This is a genomic window from Frankia sp. CcMO1, from assembly GCF_977945845.1.
Map to the genome: position 1 here is coordinate 1 of NZ_CDWTMG010000310.1, position 4,660 is coordinate 4,660.

Sequence of the window (4,660 nt, forward strand, 5' to 3'; positions counted from 1 at the left end):
TCTCGCCTCGTGGGAAACCTCCGCGGCGGAGCTGGAAGCCAGATTTATGACCGTCTACCACAACGCCCCGAGGACTACCACAATGCCCCAAGGAACACCAGTGATTCGTCTCCCCTACTGGGACGGTTCCGCAAGCAGCACGGTCGCGAACCGCGATGCAACGGGCCATCGTGAGGCAACGGGCCATGAGGCAACGGATCGTGAGGCCGTCGCGGCAGGTGAGAGTGCATGCCGATGTGCGGGGTAGGCCGGTGGGGTCTGCGGATCGCCGGCCGGAACCGAGTCCACCCCGGTCCGGGACGACCCGCGCGGGCCCGGGATCGGTACCGCGACGGATGAAGGGAGCGGTGCGATGGCGACCATGCTGACCGTCGCGGAACGTCACGACGCGCTCGTCCGGGCGCTGGACCTCTTCGACGCGCAGGTGCGGGCGGTGCCGCCCGGCGGGTGGGATGCGCCCACGCCCTGCCGGGACTGGAACGTCCGCGCGCTCGTCAACCACCTCACCGTGGAGCAGCTATGGGTGCCGCCGCTGCTGGCCGGCCTCACCATGGCTGACATCGGCCCCCGGTTCGACGGCGATCAGCTCGGGGCGGATCCCGTGGCGAGCTGGCCGGCGGCGGCCCGTGGGGCACGGGACGCCTGGAACCGCCCGGGAGCCTGGGCGTCGGTGCCGGTCCTCTCCTTCGGCCCCACGCCGGCGAGCGAGTACGCCTTCCAGTTGACCGCCGATCTACTGATCCACGGCTGGGATCTGGCGCGGGCGATCGACATGCACGGCCGGCGGGCCGGTGACACCTCGTCGGCGGCGGGCGTCGGGTCCGACCGGGACCTCGTGCACCGGGTCCACGAGCACTTGGCGTCGCAGATCGACGCTTGGCGGGCGGCCGGCATCTTCGCCCGCCCGGTGCCGGTCCCGGATGACGCCGACGAGTGGACGAGGCTGCTGGCCCTCACCGGCCGCTCGCCCGACTGGCGGCCCGGATCCGGCGGATAGCTCGGCACAACGGATATCAGCACAACGGGTAGATGAGGATGGGGGCGCCCGACCCGCCGGGTGCGGAGGTAGCCGGGGCCGCGCAGCTGTGTTGCGGGCTCGGTGCCGTGGGTGTAGACGGGTCCTCGCCACTTGGCACCGGGCTTGGCACCGGGTGTTTCGCCCCGCCCGCATCCGTCGGTGCCGGTGACACGGTGGCCGGCGAAGGCCCGCTCTTCGGGGAGGGGCCCACCGTGAGTGGCGAGGGATCCGTGAGTGACGAGGGATCCGAGCCGCCGCCGATGCCCAGCCTGCCGATCGCTGCCGGCAGCGAGCCGTCCTTGGCGACGGGGACCTCGGCCGCTGCCGCGGCGCCCTCGGCGCGTCCCCAGCTCACCCGTAACCCGGACGTCGCGATCAGACCGCCGACGGCGAACGCGGCCACGGCGCTCACAACGACGAGCAGGGCCAGGAGCAGCCGCACGGTGCGACGGTCACCGGAATCCACCGGAAAGCTCACGACCGTCTCCGACCGTCCGGCGTATCGATACCTGGAGTGAATACCCGTGAGCACAACTGTAGGCGTCGGTATCCGACGGCGGCCACGGAATCCCTCCGCATTGGGTGACCGTAGCTGATCGCGACGGGCTCCGCGGGGCAGCGGCACGCCGGATGGGAGTCGGATCTTGGGCCGAGGGGCCGCCCGGGTCCCGCCGGGCTCAGGAGCTCAGGACGCCGGCTCCCGTCCCGCCACTCGGTCCCGCCACTCGGTCCCGCCTCCCGCTCGGCCAGCAGCACCGCGAGGTCGTCTTGCAGCCTGCCGTCCACATGGGCGCGCAGAGCCCCGGCGAGACGGTCGAGTGCGTCGTCCTGGCTGCCGCCCCGCAGCAGGTCCAGATGATCGTCCAGGGGGAAGAACCGCCCCCGGCCGTCCCGGACCTCGGTGAGACCGTCGGTGAACAGCAGCATCCGATCGCCGACCGCCCAGCTCGCCGTCGTGACGGAGAATCGCTCGGCCAGCCCGAGTGGCGGACTGGGCGACTTCAGTTCCAGCGTGGTGCACTCGTCCGCCGAGACCAGCCGCGGCGGGTGATGCCCGGCCGAGCACAGGCCCAGCCGACCGTCCGGGTGGATGTCGACGATGAGCGCCGTCACGAAGTCCTCGGGTTCGGCCTCCCGACCCACCGCGCGGGCGCAGGCGGCGGCCACCTGTTCCGGGTCGAGCCAGGTCACCGCCGCCTCGCGGAAGGCGCCGAGCACTATCGAGGCCAGCCGGACCGCCGGCAGGCCCTTGCCGCGGACATCACCGATGATCATCCGGATGCTCTGCGAGGTGGAGACGACCTCGTAGAGATCGCCACCCACCGACGGCTCCTGGGCGGCGGAGAGGTACCGAGCCGCGAAACCGGCCCCGTTGAGCCGGCTTGGGACCGCCGGTAGCAGTGCCTGCTGCGCGACCTCGGCAACCGCTTTGACCTGGTGCAGTTGTGAGCGTTGCCGCTCCCGGTGCGCGCAGATGTAGACGGCGATCACGGCCTGGAGGGCGACCAGCGTAGTCGCGGCGAGATGCGGACCGGTCCCGAACCAATGATCCCAGAACCCGGAGAGGAGTGCCGTGATCACTGTCAGCGATCCGACCGCGGCGGTGACTCGGGGTGGACTGGTCGCCGCGATGATCAGTGGCCCGAGACCGAAGTACCCGACCAGGATCAGGCCGGGCGTCGCGTCGAGGACGATGACCGTGACGAGGACGAGCGTTCCGGCGATGAGGGGACGGACATCCTCCACCCCGCGGAGCCTGCTGAGTCTGCCCAGTCCGCCGGGTCCGCCGGGTCCGCCGGGTCCGCCAGCGCCTGAACGACGTCTTCGCATGGGTCATTGTCCCGGCCGGATCGGGGTTCCGTGAGAGGCCCTCGCATTTCGGCTATTCGGTAACACCCCGCTACCCGTAAGGTCAGGTTGGTCCGTGGACCAGGTCGGCCTGTGGGCCAGGTCGGGTCGGGTGCCCGTCGGGTCAGATCGTCAGATCGCGTGGGCCGAGCGTTCTCCCGGCTGATGGAGGTGCCAGCGCTCGCCGTCCTCCAGTTGCGCCGCGAGGGAGATCAGCAAGGTCTCGCTGTTCGCCGGCCCCATCAGCTGGGCGCCGACGGGCAGTCCCGCCGCGGTGCGTCCGGCCGGTACGTTGACGGCCGGCCAACCGAGGACGTTCCACGGCCAGGTGTAGGGGCACGCCGCCACGATCGCCTGGTCGGTGGCCCAGTTGCTCTCCCGGTTGAGCTCGCCCACCCGGGGCGGCGGCGTGGCGGTCGTCGGGGCGAGTATGACGTCGACCCGTCGGAAGATGCGGCCGATGTTGAGCCGGGCCAGTGGCTCCGCGGCGCGTGTCAGCGGGAGGAACGGGCGCAGCATCCGTCCGGTCCGCGCGTTGGCCATGGTCCGCGGGTCGAGCAGGGTGGGATCGGGCACCCGCCCGGCCCAGTCGCGGATGCCGTCCATGGACCGCGGCAGGAAGATCGTGCCAAGCAGGCCGTAGGGCGGCTCCACCGGCACGATGTCGTGCCCGCAGCGGGCCAGGATCTCGGCCAGCCGTTCCACGGCGGCCCGGACGGCCGGATCGAGGGCCACCGGCATCCCGCTGTACGGGTGGTGCAGGGAGAGCCCGATCCGCAAGCGGGAAGGGGGATGGCCGGCGGCGGTGAGGAACGGCTCGGCCGGCGCCGGCGGTCGAGCCCGGTCGATGGGCAGGCTGCCGGACAGGATGTCGAGCAGCAGGGCCCCGTCGGCGACGGTCCTGGTGAGCGGGCCGTAGACAGTGAGCCCGTTGAACTGCTCGCGGACCGGGGCGCTCGAGATGCGCCCGCGCTGCGGTTTGATCCCGACCAGGTGGGTCCAGGCGGCGGGGATGCGCACGGAGCCCGCCCCGTCCGAACCGATCGCCGCCGGTACCAGCCCCGCGGCCACCGCGGCCGCCGCGCCTCCGGAGGAGCCGCCGGGAGAGTAGTCGAGATCCCACGGGTTACGGGTCACCCCGAACGCCCGGCCCTCGGTGAACGGCCACTGCCCGAACTCGGGGGTGTTGGTCTTGCCGATGATGATGGCACCGGCCGCCTTCAGCCGTCGCACCATCTCGCTGTCCCGGACCGCGGGGGAGAACTCCCCCATCGCGCCGAAGGCCGTGGGGGTACCGGTCAGGTCGGTGTCGTCCTTGATCGCAATGGGCACGCCGAGTAGTGGTCGCCATCCCGTCGCGCCCCACCAGCTGCCGCGGGCGTCCCGGCTGAGTCGGCCGGACCGGCTGAGTCGGCCGGACCGGCTCCCGCGGGCGGCGAGTGCGACGTCCGCCGCCTCGGCCTCTGCGAGGGCAGCCTCGGCCCGTACCCAGCGGAAGGCGTTAACGGTGGTTTGGGTCGCCGCTATCCGGGCCAACGCGGCTTCGACGAGCTCGCGGGACGTCATCTCGCCGGAGGCGAGGCGTGCGGCCAGTGTGCGGATGCCTTCGAGTGGACCGTTCCGGTCGGCTGCGGAGGACATTGTGGGCACATCCGACATCAGCCACCCCCTGACGCTTATGGCTGCTGTCCGAACCGTAGCCGACGCCGGGTCGTCCGCACCGTCGATCGCCCGATACCTCCCATTATCACCTGCTGTGGGTGCATTGGGGAGAGATGATCTATGATCGATATA

Annotated in this window: 4 protein-coding genes; 1 reads left to right on the forward strand and 3 read right to left on the reverse strand. The window is 71.5% G+C overall.

From position 1 onward, the window contains the following. The first annotated feature begins 352 nt into the window (after positions 1-352). Positions 353-997 carry a TIGR03086 family metal-binding protein gene (locus tag AC08OU_RS22710; RefSeq protein WP_476602107.1) on the forward strand — a complete coding sequence of 215 codons (645 nt, stop codon included), beginning with the start codon at positions 353-355 and terminating at the stop codon, positions 995-997. Between the two features lie 16 nt (positions 998-1,013). Here the strand turns inward: AC08OU_RS22710 and AC08OU_RS22715 are convergent, their stop codons facing one another. The 3 genes from AC08OU_RS22715 to AC08OU_RS22725 form a co-directional block, all read right to left on the reverse strand. Further along, complete coding sequence (locus AC08OU_RS22715) at positions 1,014-1,496, reverse strand: hypothetical protein (protein WP_476602108.1); 483 nt, start codon at positions 1,494-1,496, stop codon at positions 1,014-1,016. After that, positions 1,493-2,764, reverse strand: a complete 1,272-nt coding sequence (locus AC08OU_RS22720; protein ID WP_476602109.1) for a PP2C family protein-serine/threonine phosphatase — start codon at positions 2,762-2,764, stop codon at positions 1,493-1,495. Before AC08OU_RS22720 ends, AC08OU_RS22715 begins: the two co-directional genes overlap by 4 nt. A gap of 234 nt (positions 2,765-2,998) precedes the next feature. Beyond that, a complete protein-coding gene (locus AC08OU_RS22725) occupies positions 2,999-4,507 on the reverse strand; it encodes an amidase (RefSeq protein ID WP_476602110.1) in 1,509 nt (502 codons plus the stop codon). Positions 4,508-4,660: the final 153 nt, after the last annotated feature.